Below are 2,071 nucleotides of genomic sequence, written 5' to 3'. Positions count from 1 at the left end.
AATACGTCCTAGTTCTTCACGGAAACCAGGAACAACCCTTTGGTAAGGTTCTTCATCATCCAGACGAAATTTCCTGGCCAATTCCTCACCAGAGTCAGTTGCACTAAACAGACATCCCAACCACATGCGGTCCTCTCTGCTCCGATACATTTCCCTCACCGCGAGCCTGATATCATCCTCAGGGCCATAACAGGAAATCAACCCAGACATTCCCAACCGGGTCAAAGCAGCTATCGATTTTTTATACCATTCCTCCTCTTCCCCTACTCCTGGAAGCCCAAATAGAACTTTCACACTATTGTCTGGCTCAACAGCAAGAATGCCCAGAGATTCCTGATAAAAGTTAATAAACTCAGCGTCAGAGATATTCATAAGTCTGCCTCACTTCCCCTCAGACTGAGGAAATTTTATTTTCACATGTACACTTCCAGCACCCTCGTACATGTCAGGATGCTCATCCAACTCAACAGTATGAGTAGTAACTTCTGTTCTACCACTTGCTGCTTCGCCAGTGCGCCTCACAATATGAGAGATAATTTCCCCGTTCTCATCTAGCACGGGAGTCTTCAAAAGATATTTCTTCGAATTCGTCTCTCCTTCTTTATTGATATCAACCTTCTCAACTTTTCCAACCTCGAAGCCATTCTCCTTGAACCATTTAACAGAATTTTCATAAAAATCGCTAGCAGCTTTCTTAGAATCCACGCTTGGCGGCACTGTCCGTAATGCTGGTTTTTTCTTTTGTCTCTGCTCTCCTATAAAATCACCATTAGAATCACGCCAAGGCGGCAATGCCCCCTGACTGTCCCCTCCTTCTGCAAGAGAAGTATTCGAATCATTATTCGAAGTATTTTTATCATAATTCTGGGGATCCCTAGATACTACCGGATCTGTGAAATTTTGATCCAATACTCCATTCTGATCGATAAGCCGCTTAGGCAGTACCCCCCTCTCAAAATTCGGAGGCTCCAACTCAGGAAAAATCGGTTGATATATATCCTTACCAGACTGTTCATGACGGGCTTGAATTACTCCCTGACGGATACGTTCCAACTCGACCCGTGTAGCCTCTTTATCGTTATTATTCTCTCTGAGAGTATAACGGGCCAATTCTGCCGCAGATACTACCTCGTTGATTTCTTCATCCGTAGGGACATGGACTGTTCCTGGAGGAACAAGCTGTGTCCTGGAAAGAAGAGGATTGCCTGGATCAATATCCTCTATTTCTTTAATATTATTTTTATAGGTTTCTATGTTGAATACATCAACATCACTCAGAAGCTCACCAGTCTCTGCATTACGCTCACCACGAACTTCTCGAATATCTTCTCTCTCTGGCGGCTCAAACGCCTGATTGTACTGCTGGATGGCTGATGCTGCCGACGCTCCGTTCAGGGCGTTGGCCGTGGCATTGCCCGGTCCTGCCACAAGCCCGCCCACAGCTCCCGCCGCACTGGCAATGCCGTTGCTCAGCAGGTTCATCAGGCTGTCATGCAGCTTCGCCTGTGAGCCATATCCACCACTCGGCTGGCCGGTCAGGGCCATAGCAGCACGATCCGCCCAGTCACGGGTGGCTCCCGAAGCAACCGTCCCGGCAAAGACGCTCGTCGCCGTGGCGGCAACATTCCCCCCAGTCACTGCCGCTACGGCTGCACTGCCCCCTGCCTCCAATATGGCTCGGCCCCAGTTGTTCGTTGCACTGTGCTCGTCAAAACCCTGCACGCCATGGCTGTAGAGCTCGTCCGAAACACGCCCCATCACCTCACCGATGATCTGCGTGCCGAGCTGGCTGGCCTGTATCTGATTCTGGAGTTTCTGTGCATCAAACCTGTTCGTCAGCGCACCATTGGCATGGTCCACATCGCGACTGTATGCCCCCGTGACACGCCCCGCATTGACCGTGATGGTGTCACTGATAGCGGACTGGCTTTCACTGCTCTCATCATGCGAACGCCCACCACCAAGAAGACCCACAGAATTCGCCGCCATCCCCTTGCCAATACCTACAAGCGTCTGCGACGGAGAACCGGTGATCATGCCGCTCCCGGCACCCGCCTGGAAGCCCACACTC

General features: G+C 50.4%; 1 protein-coding gene and 1 pseudogene. Both read right to left on the bottom strand.

Annotation, left to right across the window (positions count from 1 at the left end; all coding sequences use genetic code 11):
- The coding region (locus AL01_RS09270; protein ID WP_143280770.1) for a hypothetical protein at positions 1-372 on the bottom strand (372 nt) is incomplete at its 3' end.
- A 9-nt stretch (positions 373-381) separates the two neighbouring features.
- Positions 382-2,071 (bottom strand): annotated as a pseudogene (locus AL01_RS09265) (hypothetical protein); the annotation flags it as partial.

The sequence above is a fragment of the Bombella intestini genome, assembly GCF_002003665.1.
Lineage (GTDB): Bacteria > Pseudomonadota > Alphaproteobacteria > Acetobacterales > Acetobacteraceae > Bombella > Bombella intestini.
Note: the sequence above shows the minus strand (reverse complement) of the source record. Positions and strands in the feature narration are given on the sequence as shown.